Origin of the sequence: Atopostipes suicloacalis DSM 15692, assembly GCF_900129085.1 — a bacterium.
GTDB classification, from domain to species: Bacteria; Bacillota; Bacilli; order Lactobacillales; family Carnobacteriaceae_A; genus Atopostipes; species Atopostipes suicloacalis.
Genome location: NZ_FQUF01000034.1, coordinates 1 through 24,804, shown reverse-complemented (window position 1 = coordinate 24,804; position 24,804 = coordinate 1). Strand labels below are relative to the sequence as shown.

Sequence of the window (24,804 nt, the reverse complement as noted above, 5' to 3'; positions counted from 1 at the left end):
TAATATACAACATACAATTGTCTTCTGATGAACGTCGATTCCACAACATGTCTCAATCATAACTTCCATGATGAAAACCTCCATCAAATAATTTAGGAAACAGAACATTTTATAAAATATTGTAATTTTATTTTCACATTCTAAGATGTATTCGGCTTATCGCAAAAGATAAAATGTTCATCCAGTTTTTTATACAGGTTCGGCAAAACCCATTAAACCTTCGGATTAATGTTTCCTATGTTAATTATAGGATACTCTCTCTTTTCTGTCATGGCTTAGATTGCGAAGCAATCATATAGTTTTTTATTTGAAAAGTTCTTCTTTCTTCATAGGCTATTCATTTTTTATTCTCAATAGGTTCTATATAATAGAGATTATAAATAGCTTTAAGAAGGAGAATTACATGCCAGCCAAAGAGAAATTTCCTAAAGACGTCATGCGTGTGTTAAAGGAAACAAGTCGTACATTTTATATTCCAATACGTTTATTAAAAACGGATTTAAAACAGGTTGTTTCATCTGCTTATTTGATTTACCGAGCGATTGATGAAATCGAAGATCATCCAACCATCCCCAACGAGACAAAATCAATCATTTTAATGGCTTTAAGTGAGTTATTTAAGCAGCCATTTACCGAAGGAGAATATCTAACTATTATTGCTCCGATTGAATCTCAATTGCCTGAAGTTACTGTTCGATTGTATGATTGGTTGGAGGCTTGTCCTGAGAGCGCACGAGCTATGGCGCTGGAAACGGGATCTGAGATGGCTTATGGAATGGGTAAGTGGGCGGAGAGAAACTGGGACATTCAAACGAAAGACGATTTGGATGACTATACGTATTATGTTGCTGGAGTTGTTGGAATTTTTCTTTCGAAGGCTTGGGATTGGTCTTATGGTTTTGATGCGGATATGGATCTTGCGGTTGGCTTTGGTCAAGGACTCCAAGTAGTCAATATTTTAAGAAATGAAGACGAGGATATGGAAGAGCGTGGAGTGGATTTTGTTCCGACAGGTTGGACACGTGCGGATTTGTTTGCTTATGCGGATGAGAACTTAGCGAAAGCGGATGCTTATATTGAAACGCTGACTGAAAAGAGTACGATCCTCTTTTGTAAACTTCCACTCGCATTTGCGCATAAAAGCTTGGAAGCAATGAAAGAAGGACGCGAGAAAATGAGCCGTACAGAAGTTTTGAAAACTGTAAAAGAGGTTCAAGATGAAGTGAACAAAAAGTAAGTATAAAACAGGGAACAGAAAAAGGACTCTATTTTGTTTTAATAAAATAAGAAGGGATTTTCTTTTCTGTGTCTATTCACTTAAAATTGTGCTATAATTTTGTTAATCAAAAGGGATGGTACTCCCTATAACCGCCAGAAATGGCTGATGGTGCCTGTTATGTATAGGAGTTTATTTAGCTTGCGTTAAATGAAGTCCTTTATATAGCAGGCTTTTTTTATTTATATTATTAGAAATGAGGGAGTTTTTATGCTTTATAGTCTTGCATTCATCCTACTGTCTGGAATAATCATTCAATTGCTTTGTAAAAAATTAAATATCCCCAGTTTAATTGGTTTTATTTTGGTGGGCATCTTATTGGGTCCTGCAGTGCTAAATGTTTTAGACCCTACATTATTAAATATTTCGGCCGATATTCGACAGATTGTTTTAATTATTATTCTAACGCGCGCAGGCTTGTCTTTGGATTTAAAAGATTTGAAAAAAGTGGGACGTCCAGCTATCCTTTTAAGTTTTGTGCCGGCTTCATTTGAAATTCTTGGCGTCATGGTTTTTGCTCCATTATTGTTAGGGGTATCTTTAATGGATGCTGCTATTTTAGGTGCTGTGCTAGGCGCGGTGTCCCCTGCCGTTGTTGTTCCAAGAATGATCACACTTATTCATGATAAGTTTGGAACTAAAAAAGGAATCCCCCAGTTAGTTTTAGCGGGTTCTTCTGTTGATGATATTTATGCGCTTATTTTATTTTCTTCCTTCCTTTCATTGTCACAAAGTGGTGAATTCAACTTAATAAATCTCTTAAGTCTTCCACTCTCCATCTTATCCGGTGTGCTTATTGGATTTTTAAGTGGCTATTTACTTTCTAAATTTTTCGAGAAGATTCACTTAAAACCATTGATTCAAGTCTTAATTCTACTAAGTCTATCCTTTGTCTTGGTAAGTATAGAAGATTCTTTCGCAAATCTCCCTTTTTCAGGTATTTTGGCGGTAATGAGTCTGGCGATTATGCTTTATCGACAAATTCCTGAACAAGCTGAAAAAATATCTCAACTATATAATACATTATGGATTCCTGGTGAAATCTTTTTGTTTATTTTAGTTGGTGCTTCGGTCAATATCCAATATGCCTTCTCTGCTGGCTTTTTACCAATTCTTGTTATTCTTTTTGCTTTAGGTATTCGAATGATTGGAACTTGGCTCAGCTTAATAGGAACTGACTTAGATTCGAAAGAAAAAACTTTTACCTTAATTGCTTATCTACCAAAAGCTACCGTCCAAGCCGCGATTGGTGGGGTTCCTCTTGCTATGGGACTTCCGGCGGGAGAACTCATTTTAACGATGTCTGTGTTAGCCATTTTGATTACTGCACCTCTTGGAGCTTTTGGCATAGATTTCAGTTACCGTAAATTACTAACAGATGATTCTTGATTTTTCGTTCATGTTTTCTCAGATAAACATTAAAAAATCTCTCCTTAAAAGCTTTAAAATAAGCTTTCAGGAGAGATTTATTTTTATTTAGTTTTTCTCTAATCGATCGACAATCCTTTGAATACTTTGTGCAATTTCATCCGGTAAATCATTAGGTGCTTCATCTTCCGCTAATGTTGTATTTAAATGATCAATACGTGTCTTCATATTCTTAATCATTGTTTTAACGTACTCTTCATCCTCAAAGGAAACCTCATATCCTTCAATCGGAAGATATTCAAAGGCTTCAATCTCACCAAATGGTTTAAACTCTGCATCATTTTCAACGTTGTGCTCAATACTTTCTAGCGTTACTTTAGGTGGGATGTCTTTGCCCATAAATTTACCTGTATTAATGATATAACATTCCACATCTTTTTCTTCGAAAAGCTTTTTAAATGCATGATAATCATCTACTAGTGGATAGACTCTAAATGGATTAGCGTAAGGTTCAACCACCACTTCCCCAACATTTTCAACATTTTCTGCACTTGAACGTTTAGTTACTAGAGTACAACCCATTGCTGCTGCAACGGTTGGATCCTTTATTCGAAGAATTGGTGGTAATGTTTCATCTTTCATAATCCAGTAAATCGCATTAATCGGATCATTAATCACATCCACACGATTTGGTGTACTATAACGGGATTTAACAGTTCGACCATTTCCATTTCGGATATCTTCAGTCACTAAAACCCGCTCATTATTTTCATTTAGTGTAACACCGACATTTTGAACGGTAACAAAATAGTCTTGTTCAGGATGTCCGGCTGGATAATCGCTCGTTTTATCAAAATATGAAGGCTCTAAGGCGATAGATGAGCCCGTTTCTTGATCAATAATAAAGGCATCATCATGTAAAACCGTAATATCATATTTATCTTCATGTTTTGCATGAGTCAAGGTGGATTTTCCAGAACCAGATAAGCCAAAGAATGCTGTTACATGGGCATTGCCATCTTCTTTTGCGAATTTCTTCAAGCCTCCGTGACAAGAAACATAACCCTGACGAGCGGCTGTTCCCCAAGCTTGGGTAAGAGTTCCTTTTTTAAGTTCTCCAAAATATTGTAAACCTAATATAATAGCTACATTATGTTCCGAATCGATATAAGATAAACCATCTGGATAGTCTTCATGCTCCCAAGATGGATCAGAGAATATGTAAATGTCATTCTCTTCATATTCTTTTGACTGTTCATAACGTTTTGCATATTCGTCATTTAGAACCTGAAAGTTTAGTAACCATGAATATAAGTTATTCGCTTCAGCTTCTGGTAGAAGCAGATGTGCACGGACCATAAAATCCTCATCTAACCCTACAATAGCTTCACCTTCTAGGAAAGGATAATTGTTGGCTTTATAAATAGCATCCATCACAACTTTTAATAATTTTTCATCTTCTTCTGGATCTTTTCCATAGATTCTACGAGCTCTTGCAGTACGTCCTACGATACTATTTCCATTTTCAACTAATACTTTTGCATCTTCTGGTAACCCTAATTCTTCTGCATTTTCAACGGTTTGATCCAACACAATCGTCGTTGGCGACTTACGAGCATAATTATACGCTTCTTCCAACGAATTCACTTTTGTAATATCATTTTTATAAAAAGCCGTCTCTACTAGCGTTTTTAGTGGTGATAAAAGTTTATTGTCTTTACGAATCGTATCCGTTTCGAATTTTCTTCTTGTGCTCATGTATAGTTTCCTTCCTTTTCTGTGATTTTTTCCTACTTAACATGTTCTTTGACCGTTTTAATTTTTAACAAATCCTCCTCCCGACAATTAAAACGCTTACATTTATATTATATCACAGCTTGCTCTCTGGGTTAAGCTTCTTCGTTACTTATTTCACTTAATTTTAAGAAAAGTTTGTTGTTAAGGAAATCACTCTTTATATCACTCTATAAATTGTTTGCTGCTAAAGTGAATAGACTGTCCGTACAAGGTGTCAATTGAATGATTTGAATTCATGACTAACAGCTGCCCTTTTTGATTGATCCCTTGAATGGTCCCTTCATGTTGTTTATTATTCACTGAGTAGCTAACTTTTTTCCCTATGCCCATCAGATGTTTTTCATAAACAGACATAAAGGCTTTTTCTTGAAAAGCTTGATGATAGTCATAAAAACGACGTAGATACTGCCCCAAAAATTCATTCTGATTAAAGGAAGCAGGTAGCTTCTCACCAAATAACGTACCCGCTACATTTTGAGCGTCTTTGTCCGCATGGGCAAAGCTTCCCGCAAGATTTACACCTATCCCAACCACAATTCCATTTTGTCCCTGGTAAGAAACTAGTTCACTTAAAATCCCGCTAACTTTACGTCCCTGATAAAAAATATCATTAACCCATTTTACGGAGAGTGGGCTTTCAAATGTTTCTTCTAGAACTTCGACCAAAGTAGTAGCAGCTAAGAGGGTATACAATGGAAAATCTTCAACACAATTACTATTTGGTATGACCGCAATCGAAAAATATAAACCATGGGCCAAATTAGAATAAAAGCTTCTTCCTTGGCGCCCTCTCCCAGCCGTCTGTTTGTTGGTGGCGACTATACTTAGTTTATTAGGATACTTTTTGAATTGCTCCTTGGCCATATCATTGGTAGACGCCACAGAATTTGGTAATTGACTATTCAGTTTAATTTTATCTTTATTAAAATGTGCTTGAATCTGTTCTTGGTTTAATTGTATAGTCTTCATGTATTCACCTATTCACGGAATTTATCAATCAATAAGGATTTCATTTTGCTTCATTTTATTATGTTTTATACCTTTAGTCAAAAAAATAGGTGAATGCTTTGCATCGCTTCACCTATTTCTTCTATCTAAAATAATTTTCCTGGATTTAATCGATTTTCTGGATCGAAAACCTCTTTTATTTTACGCATATAGTGAAGGTTCACGTCATCCGTCATTTGTGCTAAATAAGATTTTTTCACGGTTCCAATTCCATGTTCTGCTGAAGGAAGTCCTCCTAATTCTTTAACCTTTTTATATAAATCATCCAGCAGTGCTTTCCTTCTTGTTTGCCATTCTTCATCCGTTAAATCACCACGCATAAGAATTGTATGGACATTCCCATCCCCAGAATGACCAAAATTTAAAACACTTAATCCATGTTTTTCTTGCAATCCTTTAGTGTAATGAATTAATTCTGCAAATTTATTAATTGGCACGACTTCATCTAACATTTCATATTGGGTAAATTCCATTAAACCAATTAAAATATTGTCCCGAATTAGCTTTGCTTTTCTGGCTTCATCGGGATCTGTAAAGGAAAGGACTTCTAACGATAAAGGCTCAACATCTTCTATAATCGTATTAATCCGTGCCTTCAGTTCTAACTCATCATTTCCATCCAAAGTTACCAATAAATAGGCCTCACCTAACTGAGTTTGTAACGGATAACCTAAGTGTTCTTCCGCATAATAGACAGCCTCTTTTTCAAAAAGCTCTATTTCTGAAGGATCTGCTCCGCTGGCTAAAATAGCCAAGGCTCCTTCTGTTGCTTTAAACACATCTTCAAATGAAATAAGCATCGTCTGTTCTACTTCTGGAAGAGGCAACAAACGCAACTTAATTTCGGTAGTAATACCTAAAGTTCCTTCAGAGCCAATAAATAAATCCAATAAATCATAACCCGAACTTGATTTTATATTTAGACTACCTAAGGTCATCTCTTCTCCGCTCGGTAAAACGACGGTCATCTCACGAACATAATCTCTCGTGACCCCATATTTTACCGCTCGGATCCCTCCTGCGTTAGTCGCTACGTTCCCGCCAATTGAAGAATGTTTGGACGCTGGATCTGGTGGATAAAAATAACCTAAAGCCTCCACGTATTGGTGAATATCTCCCACTAAAACACCAGGCTCAACTGTTAAAGTAAAGGTTTCTTCATCTAGGTCGATAATTTGATTCATTAATTTTACATCAATAATAAGTTCTTGGCCATGAATGGGCACTTGAGCTCCGGCAACCCCCGTACCTGCCCCACGAGCAATAATGGTTAACTCTTTTTCCTTTGCAAATTTTACAAGTTCTACAACTTCCTCATGCCTCGTCGGTAAAGCCACCGCATATACATCAGGAATCTCTTCAATATAAGGATCCGTTAAATACTCATCAGGTACCTCTTCACCCATGAATAAGCGGCCCTTTTCTTTTATAATCTCTTGGAGTTCCATTTTTTCCTCCTTTTTCTTTTGTGAAATTTTTATTCTTCAATAACGTCTCGATCAATAAATATAATTTCATTTTATCGGGTTTTTAGTGCAATGTCAATAAACCGCATACATTCCTTTTTCTAAGCTATTTAATATTTGAACAGAAATTGTAGACAAACATCTTTAGCAAAATAAACCAAACAATGATAAAATAAGGACACGAAATCATAACTTGAGGAGTGCATAATGTGGCTGAACAAGAGGAAATTCAAGCAATTAGTAAATTTTTTAAAATTATCAGCGATTCGACGCGGCTTTCAATTCTTTATATTTTAAAAGAAGAAAAACGTAGTGTTAGTGAAATTATCAACCTTACCGGAATGGAACAATCTGCTATCTCCCACCAACTACGTATATTAAAGGATTCTCGCTTAGTTCGATCGACCCGGGCGGGAAAATCCATGATTTATCAACTCGATGATGAACATATTTTTGATATTTTAGAACAAGTGAAGTCTCATATCAATGAACGAGAAGCAAAACAATAGGCAATCCCTCTAGAGATGAAGTCATCTCTTTTTTTCTAATGAATCTCTCTTTCATTTTCGAAGAAATTCATTCATAATAAGAGGAAATACAGGGATCTGGAAGGAATTTATTTAAATGGAGAAAGAAATTTTACATCGCTTTTATAAAAAATCACATGCAGAAAAAATTAAAGCTCTTTATCGTGCAGAAGCTATTTCTGAAGAGGATTATCAAGCTTTAACAAAAGAGACATTAAAATTATCACCTTCTGTCGCCAATGAAATGATTGAAAATTATATTTTGAATTATGAATTTCCTTTTGGGGTGGCTATGAACTTTGTCATTGATGAAAAAGAACGATTGATTCCGATGGTAACCGAGGAACCGTCCGTTGTGGCAGCCGCAAGCAATGCTGGAAAAATCGTTGGTTTATCCGGTGGCTTTCAAACAGAAATGAAAGAACGATTAATGATTGCCCAGATTGTTTTGAAAAATGTTTCAGATATAAAAACAGCAACCAAAAATATTCAAGAAAATGAAGAAGAAATTATAGATCTTGCTCATGCTGCTTACCCTTCTATTTTAAATTATCGTGGAGGCGCTCGCCGAGTAGATGTTCGCTTGATTTCTGCAGATACGGAGTTTGAGACTCCTGAATTTTTAGCGATTCATTTAGTAGTGGATACTGGTGAAGCGATGGGTGCAAACATTGTGAATACCATGGCAGAAGCGGTCGCTCCGTTTATTGTTGAATTATCTGGTGGAAGTCGTTTAATGAATATTTTATCCAACTATGCCACCGAAAGTATCGCCTCTGCAAAATGTGTTATTCAGCCTAAATATTTAGCCACAAAAACAATGAGTGGAGAAACTGTTAGAGATCGCATAATTGAAGCGACACAATTTGCGCTTGCCGACCCTTATCGGGCAGTTACGCATAATAAAGGGATTATGAATGGAATCGATGCAGTTTTACTTGCTACCGGAAATGACTGGCGTGCTGTTGAAGCTGGGGCACATGCTTATGCGTCTAAAAGCGGACAATATCGTTCTCTTTCCCGTTGGACAAAAGACGAAAAAGGAAATTTAGTGGGTCAGCTAAAACTCCCTATTTCTGTTGGTTCTGTAGGAGGAACTCTTTCTATTCATCCTGGCGCTCAATTTGCTTACCGATTATTGGATCAACCCTGTGCTGCTGAATTATCAAGAATTTTAGTGGCTGTGGGCTTAGCTCAAAATCTAGCGGCCATTCGAGCGCTTGTTACAGAAGGTATCCAAAGAGGACACATGAGCTTACAAGCCCGCTCGCTAGCCATTCGAGTCGGGGCAACCGGTGAAAATATCGAACGTGTCGCCAAACGACTACAAGAAGCCAAACATATGAATTCAACTACCGCTCAAGAAATTCTAGAGGATCTTTCTAAAAAAAGTTTGTGAGGTCATTTACGAAGTTGAATTTTTATTTCCTTTTTGCTAATATATAATAAGCTTATTATTTATAGAAAGACCTGAATAATTCATACCTCTGATTTTAGAGGCTATTTTACCAAATTAATTTGCGTTTTGATTAATTTTTCAGTTTTCTAACTTAATTCGTTTATTTTTTGCGATCTAGTTCTCTCCAATGAGTCTTTTTGATTTATGAATCCTAATTTTGGGCACACTAATCCCTTGACATATATAACTTTTCAAAAAAACAAAAGTTGTTAAATATATTGTCGAATACGCTGGATTCGCCTAAAGACATGATAAAACTCGGCTTGGTAAACATGGGAACTAGACAGCTTTAAATATATTTGTCTTGCAGTTCGTACTAATTTACCAGCGACTTTAAATAATCGAAGTCGGATGGTATTCACTTGGAGTCCTCGCCACTTTTTATCAAAACAACAAGTCTTTAAGAAATTGAAAAGATTATAAGCAAGAACACTAACCATCATACGTGCATGATTTTCAGTAAATTCAGGGCTGTCTGTCTTATCAAAGAAGAAACTATTTTTTGCTTCTTTAATATAGTTTTCCATTGTGCCGCGTTTCTTGTACGTTTCAAATACTCTTTCTGGTGAGATATTTTCTGAAAAACTTGTGACAATAAAAGCGTGATTGAAAAGTAACTCACCTGCTTCCCGAGTCGAACGAATACACACTCGACGCGGTTTAAACCAAGAGGCGGCTTGGTATGGAACAGAGCGGAAGTAGACTTCTTTTTCTTCCCAAGGATGGTTATCGTCATAAAGTAGAAATTCTTCAGCTAAATGAGCTAACTTTCGGTTACTTTTCAGACGAATGATATACTGGTTCTTAGACTTCTCGCATAAATCATAAATATCAGGAGTTGCGAAGCCACTGTCGCCACGAATTAGAATATCAGTCGTCGGAACCGCTTGGTTATAATGCTCTAACAATGGCTCAAGAAATTCTTTAACGCCATTCGAAGTATATTGATGGCCTGGACGAAGCGTAGCTTTTAAGAAATCACCCGTCAAGCCATCAAATGCGACTAAAGGATGGTAACCAGTTGTTCCATAGTGGGCGTTATAATCGGTCAGTTCTTGATTACCGAAGGTATCTGAATGCGTTGAGTCTAGATCAATGATTAGATCTGTATCATTGCGAACTAAACGTGCTTGGTCAATTAAAACTTGATTGAGTTTCTGAAAATCTTCAATTGTCTCTTCAGTTGTCCGATCCCAAAATTGAGAGATCGTCGGTTGTGAAGCCAATGACTCGCCGGAGGCGAATGTTAAGAGAACGGGATCATACTGTAAAATATCTGCAGAGGTGTCCGCTTTATAACCTACAGTTATCTGTAGAATGAGCTGTTTTAAGATTTTAGAATTCGAGTGTTTACAGTATTTTCGATTATCGTTAAAAGTGATTATTTCCTCAGAGAGCTGAGTAAAATGGAAAGCATCCATCAGCTCATCCATGAGGGCTAATCCAGAATCACTGGATAATTGACCACCATTGTGAGAAACAAATAAATTATTGTTGAATTGTACGGTATTTTCTTGTAAAGTAACCATTGAGAGAGCCCCTTTCTGTGGTTGTTTGTAGTGAATTAACCATATCAGAAAGGGGTTCTTTTTTCATCACCTATTGGGTGATGAAGCAAACAAATATAAAAATGATAAGGTCAACGTTGACAAAGCTTTTTAGAAAAACTATGAATTATTCAGGAAAGAGGTTATTATATGTGGAAAGAATTTAAAGAATTTATTATGCGTGGAAATGTGGTTGAGCTAGCGATTGGTTTAGTGATGGGGTCAGCTTTTACTGCCATCGTCAATGCTTTGGTTGATAGTATTATTATGCCATTTATCGCTGGCCTATCTGGGAATGCTAGTGTTGAAGGCTTAGCATTTAACTTTAATGGCACCCCAATTTATTATGGTGTATTTTTACAAGCTGTTATTGATTTTTTATTAATTGCTATCGTTCTTTTCTTTGCCATCAAAGCGATCAACTCCTTTACTGCTTTACATAAACAAGAAGAAGAAGTTGAGGAAGAAGAACCAACTGCTGAGGATTACTTAAAAGAAATTCGCGACCTGCTTGCAGAAGACAAAATTTCAGAAATCTAATTGGGTAATTGAGTTTATGTACTAATTGTTTCGGAAAAGTGTTTAGAAAATAAGTTTATGTGATAATGATTTCAAAAAAGTATTAGATAAATATTTTTATGTGATAATGATTTCGAAAAAGTATTACATAAAAAATTACTGGGTAAAAATTACGAAAAAACTACCCAATAAATGAATTTGTATTCTATATGAAAAAATAAATAGACCGATGGAAATAAATCCACCGGTCTATTTTCAATTTTAATGATTAGTTACTTTCTCTTACGTCGATAAGTTTCTGCACCAAGCCCTGCAAGTAATAAGGTTGCTCCACTTGCTAACGGTAGGATTACATTCATTCCTGTTTGAGGTAAGACACCGACTGGTTTTTCTTCTGGATCAGTGTTTTCTTCAGAACTTCCTCCATTTTCAGAACCTCCTGAAGCTCCTGTATCTCCAGAACCTCCGGAATTTTCTCCATTCTCTCCGTTTTCTATCTCTTCTGGATCTTCCGTTTCACTTGGATCCTGCTCTTTTTCTAATTCAGCAATACGAGCTTCAAGTTCCGCAATTCTTTCTTCTAGAGCCGCTAAATCTTCAGTACTTCCTTCAAGCGCCGCTCTTAATTCAGCTAAAAGTTCTCTTAAAGCTGTGATTTCATCTGTAAGGTTTCCATTTTTGGCTTCCAGTTGACGAATAGCTTCTTCAAGCTCTTCGATACGATTTCTTAGTTGATTCATTTGATAATCTACTAGGTCTTGGCCAAGCAAATCTACAATACGGCCTTCAATAACAGGATCTACTACCCCATCTAGATATTGTTCTTCGATCATATAATCTCTTAATTGTTCCCAATCAATTGTACCGGTATCATCAACACGTCCATCTGCATAGGCTTCTGCAAATGGTGTTAATCCATCTCCACCTTTTGCAGTAAACGCATTAGTAGCTACAAGATAAACTTCAGCTAAATCAATTTCTGTTAATCGTCCACCTTGATCAATATACATAGCCATTACACGATCTCCTGAAGCCTTTTGACTATCATAGTAGAATTTCATACCTGATACATGTAAAAAACCACCGTTTTCTGATAATCCACCATCTTCTCTTACTTCTGCACCGACACTAATTTCAAGAATACCCTTAATCTCTTGTCCAGTTAAACTTACGACAACTGGATCATTCCCAAATGGTAAAACATTAATAACTTCACCAACTGTGATAGGTCCTTCATCAATTGGGGCGCGTATTCCTCCACCATTTTGGAAGGCAATAACTGTTTCTGGATACTGCTCTTTTGTTTTGGCGAGCATCGCATCTGTTACTAAATTTCCGAGTTCTGTTTCATTGGCACGAACACTTTCTCCTTCTCCTTGATCATTTTGTCTAGGATTCAGTAAGTCTTTCGTTGCTACTGCACCAGTTTCTTCGTTATTTATTTCATCAACTTTTTCTTTATACTTTTCTAGAACCTTTAAAGCATCTGGATCAGGATCATAACCATTTTGTTCTTTAGAGTCATTAATTTGTAGGAGTTCTCCTGAATGTTCAGTAACTTTTCCGTCTTTGTCAAACGTTACATTTAAAGTTCCTAAATTATCTGCGTATTGACCAGCTTGAACAATCACTGTCGGATTCTCTGTATCTTCATTAACAAGGGTTGGAGGTGTTACTTCAGTATGTGAATGTCCACCAACAATGACGTCGATTCCTTCCACTTTTTCAGCCAGTAATAAATCATTTCCGACTTTAGGGTTACTATTATAACCAAGATGGGTTACAGCAATAATTTTATTAATATCCTCATTCTCAAGTTTTTGAACGGCTTCCGTAGCCGTCTCTACATAATCTTGGAATTTTACTGACATTGGACTTGCTATGAATTCTGTATCTTCTGTCGTTAAGCCAAAGACTCCGATTCTTTCTTCATCAACATCCAATACAATACTATCGTAAATTGCTCCACTCTCAGCACCTTCAACTGCTGATGCATTTGTTTCTAAAGGACCTAAATTACTATCACCTGAAAAGTCAATATTGGTTCCTAGTAATGGAAAGTTTGCTCCCTTTACAAAATTAGCTAATGCTTGGTGTCCTTGATCCGAATCTCCTAAATCAAATTCATGGTTTCCAAAGACCATCGCATCAATACCCATTAAATTCATCAAGGCAAGGTCGGCTTGTCCCTGAAACTCATTAAAATATAAAGTTCCTGAGAACACATCTCCTGCGTGGAATAAGAGTGAATTTTCATGTTCACTTCGGAACTCCTTAATTGCTGTAATTAATTTGGGATAAGTTTCTACACGAGCATGTGTATCGTTCATATGCATTAAAGATAAGTCAAAAGAACCTACTTCATCTTGAAGCACGTCTATTGGATCTTCAGCTAAAGCCTGTGATTCAGATTTATTTAAAACAGGCTCTTCTTCTATTGAAGTTTCTGTTTCTGTTGAAGTTTCTGTTTCTTCTGAAGTTTGTTGCACAACGATATCTTCTGCATCTCGTGGAATAAGTATATGTTCGTCGTTATCTGTGGTTAGGATTCCTGTAATAGATGAATAAACTTCTTCAATATCTAAACCTAAATCATTCTGCTCATCGCGTATACTAAATTCAGTATCTTCTGAATCAATGGCTGTATAATCCGTTCCAAATTCGCTTTCAGTCGCTGATGTTATTATCACTTCATTTACACGTACTAACTCCGCTAAATGATCACCAAAAGTAGAACTTGTTAAATCTTTTGGCTCAGGAAGAGCTGCATTGTCAAGTCTCTCTTCGAGAATGACTTCATCAAGAAAGAGCAAATTATCTTCTGTTTCTAATTTGCCAGTAATAATGATTTCATCTCCAAGATCAACCTCTAAATCTGTTTGTTTGATCGCAATCGCTGCTGACTCATCTTGAATATAAATCGCCTGATTTAATTTCGCAGTAACGATTCCTGTTACTGAAACTTCGTCTACTTCTTGTTTTCTCGCTTCTGCAATAGTCAATAGTTCGGGAATCTCTTCATCTAATTTTTCTTCAACTTCTTCGCTATCTGAATCGTTTGAATCATTTGTCTCTTCAATCGGGGGATCAACGGGAGTATCTTCGGTGGTTGTTGCATAGGCAATCATTGGGGCTGTTGCTTGTGTAACAAGATTAAATAAAAAAACCAAAACGACTAAAAGACTGTTTTGTTTCTGTCTTTTCTTTTTTTGCATCGATTTCTCTCCTTAAGTTTTATTGTCTCTAAATGATAAATCGTAGAAAAAACACAGTAATAGACTCTTTTCTTCAACACCAACCATCTTTAGAGAAGACAACATTCAAAATTGAGGAATTAGGACCATTTGTCCTTTATGAAACACTCATTTTTAAATAAACCAACATAGACGACATGTTTTGGGATCAATTACACAACTGTGTTCCAAAATAATTATTCAGTGAGTCACCCCCATACAAATAGAAGTATACAGAATTTAAATTAACTTTACTAGACCCTCCCTTAAATGTCAACGTTTTCATTAAGGGTTTATACTAATTATGCCGAACAAAAATATGTATACATCAAAAAAAGCTAAGTAAAGACGAATAATCTTTAACTTAGCTTTTTATTTATTTATTTTATATTTTTGGCTTTTTCAAAACCATACTGACGCCCATGCCGCCGCCAATACATAATGAAGCAAGACCGTACTGACTATCTCGTTTCTTCATTAAATGAAGCAGGGTTACAAGCACTCGATTTCCACTTGCCCCAATTGGATGACCTAAAGCAATAGCTCCACCATTTCGGTTGGTTTTTTCATAAATCTCATCTGCGTCAATTCCAGCATTTTCTGCTAACACATTCACTACGCCGATACTTTGTGCTGCGAAAGCTTCATTTAATTCTATGACATCTAAATCATTGATCGACAAGTCGGCACGACGCAAACTTTCTTCGATGGCAGATACTGGGCCCATACCCATAATATCTGGATCCACGCCACCTTGCCCAATAGAAACAATTTCCGCCAAAGGTTCTAAATCTTGTGCCTTTAAGTAACTTTCGCTGACAATTAAAACAGCGCTAGCTCCATCATTTAAACCAGAAGCATTTCCAGCCGTGACCGTTCCTTCTTTTTTAAACGCCGGTCTTAATTTCGCAAGTTTCTCTAAAGATGTTGAGCGATTAATATATTCATCCGTATCTACAACTTCTTCCCCATAACGCGATTTTACCGTCACAGGGACAATTTCTTCTACAAAAGCTCCCGCATCCTGTGCTTTGATCGCTTTTTGTTGAGATTCAAAAGCAAAGGCATCCTGAGCTTCACGGGAAATATTATATTTTTCTGCAATATTTTCCGCAGTAACTCCCATATGTTTAGAGCTAAAAGCATCTGTTAGCCCATCTTTTAACATATAGTCTTCCACTTCAAAGTCGCCCATTTTTTGCCCCTTACGTAGTTTTGCAGGCAATAAATGAGGCGCTTGACTCATAGACTCCACGCCACCAGCGACCATAACATCATTCATCCCGACCAAAATGGAAACATAGGCATTCATCACCGATTTCAAGCCGCTTCCACAAACCATATTCACACCAGAAGCAGGAACCGAAGCGGGGATTCCCGAACTTATCGCAATTTGGCGAGCCACTCCTTGCCCTTGACCCGCAGGAAGAGCATTCCCAAAAACAACTTCTTCCACCGCTTCACCAGATACTCCCGCCTGTTCAAGCACTGATTTCGTCACAACCGCTCCTAATTCAGCCGCCGAAACACTCGACAAAGCTCCTAGAAACGAGCCAATCGCTGTCCGCCTCGCCCCAACAATAAAAACTCTTTCCATTCTTTTATTCTCCTTGTCCTGCATACTCATTCATTTTTCCGTACTGTCTTCTATGTTCTCTAACCGCCATAAAAATAAAATCTTCCTTCGAAATGACTTCACTTGCAGTAAAGGATGCATTGCCTGCTTCGTCTACTTCAACAGGATGAGTCAAGAGGTCTTCATATTCTTCAATACTTAACTTGTGACGGTTATTTAATTGCGCTTCATGAGCTGTGGTTTGCAAGTAATCTTTATAGCCTGCTTGAACTTTTCCAATGAAGAATTCTCCTACCGCTCCCGAACCATAGCTAAACAGGCCAATTCGTGCATCGCTTGGTAATTCGTCCGCTTGTTCTAATAAAGAAAGTAAACTTAAATATAAAGAGCCCGTATATATATTTCCAACCGTTTTATTGTATCGAATAGCTGATTCATAGTAAGTATTAAAACGTTCGGTCACTTCTTCAGTCATTTCATCTTCTAAAGCTTGTAAGGCTTTGCGCCCCATCTTTGTATAAGGGACATGGAAGACTAAAGCCTCAAAATCCGATAGATTCGCATGTTGTTGGTCTTTATAACGCCCCCATGAAGCTTTTAAGGTATTCAGATAGGCTTCGTTTGAATATTTCCCATCCACAAAAGCTAGCTCTGAGTAGTTCGGACGCCAAAAATCGTCAATATCTTCTGTATAAGTAGCACTTTCTTTTTCGATTTCAAGAATACGAGGCTCTGCAGAAAGCAATATCGCTACCGCTCCTGCCCCTTGTGTAGGTTCTCCCCCTGTATTGAGGCCATACTTAGCAATGTCACTGGCTAAAAGAAGAACTTTACTTTCTGGGTGCAAAGCGATATGGCCCATAGCCAGTTGTAAACCGGCTGTTGCACTATAACAAGCTTGCTTTAATTCAACCGAACGAACAAATGGTTGAATACCAACTAAATCATGCACCCAAGTCGCTCCAGATTTTGATTGATCCACACCAGACTCCGTCGCAAATAGAATCATATCAATCTGTTCTTTATCTTCTTCAGTCAATATCGCTTGAGCAGCATTAGCTGCCATGGCAACCGCGTCATAGTTATTTGAAGCAATACTCATCTTTTCTTGACCAATACCAATTAAGTATTTATTTGGATCCACATCACGTACTTTTGCTAACTCCACCATATCCACATATGTCGGTGGGGTAAAAAAACCAATTTTATCCATACCTATTTTCATGTCTATTCTCCTCGAGTCATTTTATTCATAAATTCAAAACGTATTTTTTTGTAAACTAAATCTTAAAATAAATTATTTAAGAACTTCCAAACGTTTCATTAAGAATTTCTTAACTTCCCTCTATTTTTTCTAACATTGAGTATACACGTCAAATATTAAGAAATTTATAATCACTTTATTTTTGTAGAATAAAGCGCTTTGACTTATAATAGAGGAAATACTATATCAATAGGAGTGGATGTTATGAGTTCATCATTTTCGTCGTATGTTAAAGGTGTCTTGGTTGGTTTAGGTGTAGGCTTTTTAGTCGCTCCGAAAAGTGGGAAAGAAACAAGAGAAGATATTGGCACAAAGCTTAATGACTTAAAGAAACAAAGCAAAGAATTAGCTGATATGGCTGTTGAAAAAGGGGAAGAAGTTACAGATACCTCTAGAGATGCCGCTGATGATGTTCGAAAATCATTAGTCGATTCTTCTAGAAAATTACGTTCCACCTTATCAGATACAGCAAAAGACGTCCAACAAACAACAGAAAGTTTTGTAGCGAACATGAGTGATCAAGCTAAAGAAGCATCAAACGAGCTCAAAGATACTGCTGCAGATGCCAGACATGAAGCAGGCGGAATTGTAAAAGACACGGCAAAAGATGTCAAATCAACAACGGATGACGCTGTAGAAGATGTAAAAGATACAGTAGAAGATGCCACCGATGATCTCCCTCAATAAATCAAGAAACCAAGAGAAAAAACTCGCTAATTAGCGAGTTTTTTTAATACTATTTTTATTTAATCTTTGACGTCTTCATTATATTCTTTAACCGCACTCCGTGAATCAAAAATCTTATTCAAAGTTTGATCATAATTACGCGAAGCATAAACATAAAATAAGACATCCACCACTAAAAATTGAGCATGCAAAGAACTAGTCGCTGCACTACGAACTTCGATTTCATTCGAACGAACGTGTTGTAAAGCCACATCCGCATTTTTAGATAAGGTATTATTCCCAAAACGTGTAATCGAGATCGTTTTATGGCCCAAACTGCGAGCCATCTCCTCTAACTTAATCACTTCATGCGTTTCGCCTGAATTAGAAACACCAATAAACACAGTATCCTTCTCACTACTGACTAATGCCGCTAATAAAACATGTGCATCATTCATAGAAATCGTTGTTTTCCCAATACGACTCCATTTTTGACCTATGTTTTCAGCCACTAAAGAAGAAGCTCCAATTCCAAAAGTATACACCACCGAAGCATCCCGAATCATATCAGAAGCCTCAATAATCGCTTCCTCATCTAGCATCGAAACCGTATCTTTCATCGCTAAACTAGAATTCCAGTGCAACTTATCCATAATATCTTTCACAGACTCGCCCGCCGCAATATCAGAATAAACCTCTCGATTCTCAGATTTTATTTCTCGAGAAATAAAAATCTTTAACTCTGTAAAACTAGGCACCTTCAAACGTTTAGACAAACGAATCACCGTCGCAGCACTTGAGTCTGCCGCCTTTCCTAAATCAGACGCCGTCATATGAATCACTTGTTCAGGTTCATCTAATATCTTCTCCGCAATTCGTCTCTCCGCTTTCGGAAGCTCTTCTAACATGCTTTTTAATAAGCCTAATATATTTTTAGTGGCCATGCACTCACCTCTCCAAAATCAATATCCTAGTTATGATTATACCATGGAAACTCCATACGCAAGTCCCATTCTCACATTAACTTTTGGATAGAAGCTCGTACAAACCCATCCGTCTCCTCCAAAGCACGCTTTGAATCCTCTCTAGAAGCCCCCGACAAAATCATCACAATCGCCAACTTCACCGATCCAGCCTCATCAAACACCTTCTCCGCTTCCTCGTAGCCAACCCCTGTCGCTTCGACAATGATTCTTTTTGCGCGATCCACCAATTTTTCATTCGTCGCAAGCACATCGACCATTAAATTCTCATAAGCTTTTCCTATCTTTACCATACTAATTGTAGAAACCATATTAAGGACTAGTTTTTGAGCAGTTCCAGCTTTCAAGCGAGTAGAGCCTGTTAAAACTTCAGGACCTGTAACCACTTCGATCGGATAATCTGCAATCGCACTAATCTTCGTATTTTTATTGTTTGAAAGAGAGCCAGTTTGCGCACCTATTTCTTTCGCATAATTTAATCCACCAATAACATAAGGGGTACGCCCACTTGCTGCAATTCCTATCACAATATCATTTTCAGTTAGGTTTAAATTTTTTAAGTCTTCGACTGCAAGTTCTTCTGAATCTTCAGCCCCTTCGACCGCATCTTTTATCGCCTTTTCTCCACCAGCAATCAATCCTACAACTTTTTCAGGAGGCGTGCCAAATGTCGGTACGCATTCCACAGCATCTAAAATACCTAAGCGTCCACTTGTTCCAGCGCCTATATAAATTAAACGTCCTTCTTTATTAAATGCCTGTATAACAGCTTCAATAAGCTGTGTAATTTCAGGAAGTACTTTATTAATGGCTGCTGGTACTCCTTGATCCTCTGTATTCATTACTTGAGCCATTTCTGCGATTGACATTTCATCTAATTGCATGGAATCTGGATTTCTCTGTTCCGTAAAATTCTTCATAACACTAACCCCCTATAAACTTAAATTTCGTCCGACCTTTAATAAATTGCAACAATGGGATTGCTTCATCCGTTATTTTTCCTAAGACATTTATGCGCTCATCCGCCGGTAAATCTTTTTTAGTAATTTGGATCTCTCCCGCATAGCGTCCGTAATCAACATTATCTATCGTAATTGTACCAGTTGGCCGTTCAACATCGTTATTAAGAGGCTCAATGGTCTCATCTCTTAATACAATTCTTGATTGACTAGAACGTACAACATCTTCTGCAACATCCGGGCGATTAATGTGCTCATCATAAAAAATGCTTGGAACTTCTTCATATAAATCTTGAATAGGAAGTGAAATGACTTCGTGATCAATCCATTCATCAAGACGTTGTAAACTCTCTTCACTCATTTCAATATCTCCAACAAGCACTTCATCTACAAAAAAGTTCTCGACTAAATCTAAATAGGCATATAACGGATCCGCTGTCCGATGTTCTTCTAAAGTAGGTAAACCAGCATAAATAGGCCCTCTTTTTTCTTTATCTCCTACAATAAATGCTTGAATTCGATAACCTTTCTCGTTTAAGTAAGCATTCCGTTCATATAAAAATTCTCGTCCTAGACCTGTATTTTCTCTTGGATAAAAGTTGTGACAAACGGTAATATCCGACAAATCAAAGCCAACTGCTTCTAGTTCTTCACTCATTTCATCATTAATGGTACTCGCATTTAATACAATCTTAAAATTTTCCGCTAAATCTTTCATTTCCTGATAAGAAAAGCCATAATCCATCCGCAAACTACTGACACCTAAATCAGTAAAAAATTCTTTCGCCTTTTCTTTTTCTATATTATAAATATCAAATGTACCAGAAGACACATCCGTCATTAATTCCATTCCATATTCATTCATCTTTTTTGTAATTTGTTTTAAAGAATCTAGCGTCTCTACTGGATCATCTTCGGGAATATGCATCGAAGTAAAAATTGTTTGAACACCCGCATCATGCATCCGATCAATAAAAGCTAAGTTTTTCTCCGTCCCCTCAGCTAAATATAATGATGCACCTAACATATTAACCAACTCCTTGTTTATTTTGTGTTAAAAAAAGAAAAGAGGAGTGCTAATCACTCCTCTTTAAAATTAGCAATGTTTATTAATTTTGTTCAACTGGTTGTTCCTCTTCTTCAGCGACTGACATATCACGATCTTCTAATTGTGCTTCCGCTAAATCTTGTCGTTCTAAAGCTTTAATAAACGGATAAAAGATCAATCCCATAGCCACCCAACCAATAAGTACATAGACCATTGGCCATATTTGTCCATTGGTAGCTAGTAACGTTTTCAGTGGCGCCGGCATAATCCATGGAACGGATAACACAGGCACTGGCAACAAACCAAAGTTAACAAATACAATAGTTAATATTGCAAGAACTAGATAAACCAATACAAACGGAATCATCATAACTGGGTTTAACATGATTGGTAAACCAAAGATTAGTGGTTCTCCGATATTAAAGATAGCGGCCGGTAATGCTAATGCACCAAGCGATTTAATGCGTGATGATTTAGAGAATAACATAACAAAAGCCATTGGTGCTAAACCTGTCCATATATAATTATCCATTAGTAACGAAGTCCAAGTATATGGTAAATCTGATGCTGCCATGCTTCCCATTTGTTGATAAGCTTCTTGGTTAGCAGCTACCATTTGTGTCCAGAATGTACCAGCTACTGAACTTACAATATTTGAACCATGAATACCAACTGACCATAAGAGACGATTAATAACTACAGTAATTAACATCGCACCTTCTGAGTCACCAACTTGTACTAGTGGCTCAAAGACACTTTGGATAGCTTCTGGTAGATCAATTCCTATAACATGACCAACTAACCACCAAAAGACAATAACTAATGTACTTGGAATCAATGCAACAAACGCTTGTGATACATTTTGCGGAACATTTTCTGGAAGTTTGATGACTATTTCTTTACTTACAATAAATCTATAAATTTCAACCGTAAGAATACCAACAATAAGTGCTGTAAATACTCCAATAGCTCCCATATATGTAGTTGGAACACCCGTAAATGAACCAGGATCTGCTTGACCTTCTATAATTGTTTGTACAGTCTCTGCAGGGTTTAATAATAAGAATGATGCTACCGATAACACAACTGTTTGTAAAGGATCAATGGAGAATCCTCTATTTTGGTTATACCATTCCGTTAATCCATAGGCCACTGTGATTGATGAATACAAGCCAAGGAATGCTGTACCTACACCTGATGCTGCTGCGATTGTCCAACGAAACTCTCCCAGCATATCTAAATATGGATCATATGGGAATGATGCTATAATTAAGAATAAGGACCCAATAATCAATAAACTCATTACACCAAGACCCATTCTCTGCATTACTTGAATATAACGCATTTGAGAAAATCTCAATAATGGGGGTGCAATTTTATTTTCTATAAAATCTGTAAATCTATCCACCGTTTTTTCCTCCTCATTTTTTTAGTGTTTTCTATTTACAAGTTTATGATATCATAGCGCTTTCATTAATGCAACGATATTTTAATTTTATTTTACTTTTACGAAATTATATTTGTTATTAGCTTAAATTTGTCTTATCAAGAGGGTTTTAATCTACTTTTTATAACTAATTTTTAAAAGCCTTATATGAAATTTCATTTCACATAGGGCTCTTTTATTCATTTATAGATATTCTTCTGTTTTAACTTTTACCATAATGACATCACTTACTTTATTTTTTATAATTTGCTTAGCAGTACTTACTGCTTTTTCTGAATCTTCAGCATCTGTTTCAAAATATAATTTAATCCCTTCTTTTTTTACAAATGTATATGAAGGTTCTTCATTCAGTTCAAGTTGTTTCTCTATTTCTTTATGCATAAGTGGACTATTTACAATAATCATTTTTATTCCTCCAAAATATTATATATGTTCTTTCAAAGTCACTGGAGATTTTCCAGTTGGTTTGATTTCACCAAGTAAAGTTCTTACTGCGATATCAACCGGTAATTTGCTTGGTTCGTAAGTATTTATCCAATAATTTTTATTCGTTAGCCATTGTCCAGCATAAGGACTCTTCATCGAAATAACATCTATTGGTTTATTTTGACTAATTTCTTGGGCTAATTGAATAATGTTGTCTTCTTTTTTCGCGACCATTGTTCCTAAAAGTACTCGATCAACAGTTTTTGCTTTTTCTAAAATATGTTTTCTTTCTTCATCCGTTAGGTTATTGGATGTCATAACAACTTCTACATCATCAATATATTTTTTGACCGTTTGAGACAACGCATAATTATCTTCTGTCGTATCTTCAGCAATCGTTCTCAACTCATCTTTGGGTTGTAAAATAAGGACAGACATTTCTTTGGTTAATAAATCTCCTACTTTTAAAACAGTTACGCTTTTTTCATACGCTTCTTTGGCTAATTCTTGTTTTTCTTTACTATTAAATTGCTTAGAAACTTTATCTTCTTCAAGATCTAAATCTTCCCAGTTCACATATTTTTCTTTCATTTGATAGATACGTTCTATAGATTTTTGAATTTGTTCAAAAGAAATTTCTTCATTATGTACGGCTTCTTCCATTCGTTTTAGTGCTTTTAATTGTTCGTCAGGTAGATGCCCAATCAAAACATTATCCGCACCGGCTTGAATAGCTTCTACCGCTCCATTCGCAATGCCAATTGTTTCAGCAATCGCATCCATTTCTAAAGCATCTGTCACAATGACTCCTTCAAAACCTAATTCTTCGCGAAGCAAGCCCGTAATAATATTTTTCGATAAGGTCGCTGGACGACCCTCTTCTGGTTCTAATGCCGGAAAGACAATATGGGCTGTCATAATGCTATCTGCACCTTCTGCAATCGCTGCTTTAAATGGCACTAATTCCACTTCGCGTAGACGTTCAATCTCATGATTAATTTGAGGAAGCGAATAGTGTGAATCTACACTTGTATCTCCATGTCCTGGGAAGTGTTTTAAAGCAGTCGCTACACCAGCATTTTGCAAACCCTTCATAAACTCTAGACCAAACTCACTCACCATTTCTGGGGTCTCACCAAAGGATCGAACGCCAATAACCGGATTATTTGGATTATTATTTACATCAAGTACCGGAGCATAATTCCAATTAATTCCCAACTGAAGCAGGTCGTCACCAGTGGCTTTTCCTATTTCATAAGCATATTTTGAATCTTGAGTGGCAGAAAGAGCCATCGCTCCAGGATACTCACCCGCGCCTTGTCCTAAACGTTTCACTGTTCCATTTTCTTCATCAATTGCAATAAATAATGGATATTTATAGCCTGCTGATTTGGCTTCTTTTTGAAGCGCAGTCGTTAGATTAACGACTTCTTCTGGTGTCCCAATATTATGAGCAAATAGAATAATACCTCCTATATGATACTCATGAATCAAGGATTTTAGTTCTGGTGTGATTTCATTTCCAGGAAAACCTATCACAAATAATTGACCAATTTCTTTTTTAATTTCCATAGACCTCCTCTTTCGTAATATTATTTTATTATATTATAAATATAATAGAAATAAAATTCCAGTATTTATTAATTTTCTTGAAATAAATGCTAAATTTTTTAATAAATGACCAACAAAAAGAGAGCAAGACTTTAAAGTCCTACTCTCTCCTGAATAATTCATACTTCTAAATTTTTTGATTAAAAATACATTTTTTGCTGTAATTTTGATTTGGTTCTAAAATTTATATGTTTTTTCTGATTTTACAGAAAATTTTTATTGAGATTCAATTTTTAGGAGCTAAACACTTATTTTTGGGCGCACGAATCCCTAGGCACTGGATATTTTTTGGAAAATAAATCTGTTAAATATAACATCGAATCCGTTGGATTCGCCTAAAGACGGCGTAAAATTCTGCTTGGTAGACATGTGAACTAGAAAGTTTCAAATATAACCGTCTTGCTGTATTGACTAACTTTCCGGCTACTTTGAATAAACGAAGACGAATGGTATTTATTTGAAGGTTCTTCCAGTTCTTTTCAAAACAGATTGTGCGCATGAAATTGATAATATTATAAGCGATCACACTAATCATCATACGCGCGTGATTTTCGATGAACCGTGGACTATCTGTCTTGTCAAAATAGAAGCCGTTTTTGGCTTCTTTGATGTAATTTTCCATAG

The 24,804-nt window shown here is 36.5% G+C and carries 20 protein-coding genes and 1 riboswitch; of the genes, 6 read left to right on the top strand and 14 right to left on the bottom strand.

The window, feature by feature from the left end; all coding sequences use genetic code 11:
• The first annotated feature begins 403 nt into the window (after nt 1–403).
• Nucleotides 404–1,237 carry a squalene/phytoene synthase family protein gene (locus BUB96_RS09240; RefSeq protein WP_073298563.1) on the top strand — a complete coding sequence of 278 codons (834 nt, stop codon included), beginning with the start codon at nt 404–406 and terminating at the stop codon, nt 1,235–1,237.
• A gap of 102 nt (nt 1,238–1,339) precedes the next feature.
• Nucleotides 1,340–1,401, top strand: a riboswitch (Fluoride riboswitch).
• Nucleotides 1,402–1,486: 85 nt separating this feature from the next.
• Nucleotides 1,487–2,665 carry a cation:proton antiporter gene (locus BUB96_RS09235; protein WP_073298562.1) on the top strand — a complete coding sequence of 393 codons (1,179 nt, stop codon included), beginning with the start codon at nt 1,487–1,489 and terminating at the stop codon, nt 2,663–2,665.
• A gap of 87 nt (nt 2,666–2,752) precedes the next feature.
• Here the strand turns inward: BUB96_RS09235 and BUB96_RS09230 are convergent, their stop codons facing one another.
• From BUB96_RS09230 to BUB96_RS09220, 3 genes are all read right to left on the bottom strand, one after another.
• Nucleotides 2,753–4,402, bottom strand: a complete 1,650-nt coding sequence (locus BUB96_RS09230) for a phosphoenolpyruvate carboxykinase (ATP) (protein WP_073298561.1) — start codon at nt 4,400–4,402, stop codon at nt 2,753–2,755.
• 201 nt (nt 4,403–4,603) lie between these two features.
• Nucleotides 4,604–5,410, bottom strand: a complete 807-nt coding sequence (locus BUB96_RS09225; RefSeq protein ID WP_073298560.1) for a biotin--[acetyl-CoA-carboxylase] ligase — start codon at nt 5,408–5,410, stop codon at nt 4,604–4,606.
• Nucleotides 5,411–5,535: 125 nt separating this feature from the next.
• Nucleotides 5,536–6,897, bottom strand: a complete 1,362-nt coding sequence (locus BUB96_RS09220; protein WP_073298559.1) for an FAD-binding oxidoreductase — start codon at nt 6,895–6,897, stop codon at nt 5,536–5,538.
• 227 nt (nt 6,898–7,124) lie between these two features.
• On the opposite strand from BUB96_RS09220, the gene BUB96_RS09215 reads away from it, so the two are divergent.
• Together BUB96_RS09215 and BUB96_RS09210 are read left to right on the top strand one after the other, a co-directional pair.
• The gene (locus BUB96_RS09215; protein WP_407639292.1) at nt 7,125–7,424 is read left to right on the top strand and encodes an ArsR/SmtB family transcription factor; all 300 of its coding nucleotides are present in this window, start codon (nt 7,125–7,127) and stop codon (nt 7,422–7,424) included.
• Nucleotides 7,425–7,539: 115 nt separating this feature from the next.
• On the top strand, nt 7,540–8,841 hold the full coding sequence (locus tag BUB96_RS09210) for a hydroxymethylglutaryl-CoA reductase, degradative (RefSeq protein ID WP_073298557.1): 1,302 nt from the start codon (nt 7,540–7,542) through the stop codon (nt 8,839–8,841).
• A gap of 269 nt (nt 8,842–9,110) precedes the next feature.
• Here the strand turns inward: BUB96_RS09210 and BUB96_RS09205 are convergent, their stop codons facing one another.
• Nucleotides 9,111–10,430, bottom strand: a complete 1,320-nt coding sequence (locus tag BUB96_RS09205; protein ID WP_073298556.1) for an IS1380 family transposase — start codon at nt 10,428–10,430, stop codon at nt 9,111–9,113.
• A gap of 168 nt (nt 10,431–10,598) precedes the next feature.
• Here BUB96_RS09205 and mscL point away from each other — a divergent pair, with 168 nt between their 5' ends.
• Nucleotides 10,599–10,988 carry a large conductance mechanosensitive channel protein MscL gene (mscL, locus tag BUB96_RS09200; RefSeq protein WP_073298555.1) on the top strand — a complete coding sequence of 130 codons (390 nt, stop codon included), beginning with the start codon at nt 10,599–10,601 and terminating at the stop codon, nt 10,986–10,988.
• 251 nt (nt 10,989–11,239) lie between these two features.
• On the opposite strand, the gene BUB96_RS09195 is transcribed toward mscL, so the two are convergent.
• The 3 genes from BUB96_RS09195 to BUB96_RS09185 form a co-directional block, all read right to left on the bottom strand.
• Nucleotides 11,240–14,182: a 5'-nucleotidase C-terminal domain-containing protein gene (locus BUB96_RS09195; protein ID WP_073298554.1), complete on the bottom strand. Its 2,943-nt coding sequence runs from the start codon at nt 14,180–14,182 to the stop codon at nt 11,240–11,242.
• A 403-nt stretch (nt 14,183–14,585) separates the two neighbouring features.
• Nucleotides 14,586–15,797 (bottom strand): acetyl-CoA C-acetyltransferase, encoded by a 1,212-nt coding sequence (locus BUB96_RS09190; protein ID WP_073298553.1) that lies wholly within the window; start codon nt 15,795–15,797, stop codon nt 14,586–14,588.
• Nucleotides 15,798–15,801: 4 nt separating this feature from the next.
• Nucleotides 15,802–17,001, bottom strand: coding sequence for a hydroxymethylglutaryl-CoA synthase (locus BUB96_RS09185; RefSeq protein ID WP_073298552.1), 1,200 nt, complete (start codon nt 16,999–17,001; stop codon nt 15,802–15,804).
• Between the two features lie 243 nt (nt 17,002–17,244).
• Between BUB96_RS09185 and BUB96_RS09180 the strand changes: the two genes are divergently transcribed.
• Nucleotides 17,245–17,727, top strand: a complete 483-nt coding sequence (locus BUB96_RS09180; RefSeq protein ID WP_073298551.1) for a YtxH domain-containing protein — start codon at nt 17,245–17,247, stop codon at nt 17,725–17,727.
• A gap of 59 nt (nt 17,728–17,786) precedes the next feature.
• On the opposite strand, the gene BUB96_RS09175 is transcribed toward BUB96_RS09180, so the two are convergent.
• From BUB96_RS09175 to BUB96_RS09145, 7 genes are all read right to left on the bottom strand, one after another.
• Nucleotides 17,787–18,650: a MurR/RpiR family transcriptional regulator gene (locus BUB96_RS09175; protein WP_073298550.1), complete on the bottom strand. Its 864-nt coding sequence runs from the start codon at nt 18,648–18,650 to the stop codon at nt 17,787–17,789.
• A gap of 71 nt (nt 18,651–18,721) precedes the next feature.
• On the bottom strand, nt 18,722–19,609 hold the full coding sequence (gene murQ / locus BUB96_RS09170) for an N-acetylmuramic acid 6-phosphate etherase (protein WP_073298549.1): 888 nt from the start codon (nt 19,607–19,609) through the stop codon (nt 18,722–18,724).
• Between the two features lie 4 nt (nt 19,610–19,613).
• Nucleotides 19,614–20,675 (bottom strand): DUF871 domain-containing protein, encoded by a 1,062-nt coding sequence (locus BUB96_RS09165; protein ID WP_073298548.1) that lies wholly within the window; start codon nt 20,673–20,675, stop codon nt 19,614–19,616.
• Between the two features lie 82 nt (nt 20,676–20,757).
• On the bottom strand, nt 20,758–22,104 hold the full coding sequence (locus BUB96_RS09160; RefSeq protein WP_073298547.1) for a PTS sugar transporter subunit IIC: 1,347 nt from the start codon (nt 22,102–22,104) through the stop codon (nt 20,758–20,760).
• A gap of 222 nt (nt 22,105–22,326) precedes the next feature.
• Entirely contained in the window at nt 22,327–22,548 is a 222-nt protein-coding gene (locus BUB96_RS09155) for a hypothetical protein (protein WP_073298546.1), read from the bottom strand.
• Between the two features lie 18 nt (nt 22,549–22,566).
• Complete coding sequence (gene nagZ, locus BUB96_RS09150) at nt 22,567–24,141, bottom strand: beta-N-acetylhexosaminidase (protein ID WP_073298545.1); 1,575 nt, start codon at nt 24,139–24,141, stop codon at nt 22,567–22,569.
• A 343-nt stretch (nt 24,142–24,484) separates the two neighbouring features.
• Nucleotides 24,485–24,804: transposase (locus tag BUB96_RS09145; RefSeq protein WP_084137097.1), on the bottom strand; the 320-nt coding region annotated here is incomplete at its 5' end.